At 65.9% G+C, this 555-nt stretch carries 1 protein-coding gene; it reads right to left on the bottom strand.

What is annotated here, in order from left to right; all coding sequences use genetic code 11:
• Positions 1-555, bottom strand: a 555-nt coding sequence (locus AC1DRP_RS36825; protein WP_476771176.1) for an EF-Tu C-terminal domain-related protein, incomplete at both ends; no start/stop codon positions are given.

A 555-nucleotide genomic window follows, 5' to 3' on the forward strand; every position in this document is an offset into this window, starting at 1 on the left:
GCGATGATGCTGGCGACGACGCCGGCGCCGACGGTCCTGCCGCCTTCGCGGATGGCGAAGCGCAGCTTCTCCTCCATCGCGATCGGCACGATCAGGTGCACTTCCATGGCGATGTTGTCGCCAGGCATCACCATCTCGGTGCCCTCAGGCAGGTGCACCACGCCGGTCACGTCCGTCGTGCGGAAGTAGAACTGCGGGCGGTAGTTGGTGAAGAACGGCGTATGGCGGCCGCCCTCTTCCTTCGTCAGGATGTAGGCCTCGGCCTTGAACTTGGTGTGCGGCTTCACCGAACCCGGCTTGCACAGMAYCTGGCCGCGCTCGACGTCCTCGCGCTTCGTGCCGCGCAGCAGCGCGCCGATGTTGTCGCCAGCCTGGCCCTGGTCCAGCAGCTTGCGGAACATCTCGACGCCGGTCACCGTCGTCTTCACGGTGTCCTTCAGGCCRACGATCTCGATTTCCTCGCCGACCTTGACGATGCCGCGCTCGACGCGACCGGTCACCACCGTGCCACGGCCCGAGATCGAGAACACGTCTTCGACCGGCATCAGGAACGGC

The organism is Allobosea sp. 01N443 (assembly GCF_056399325.1).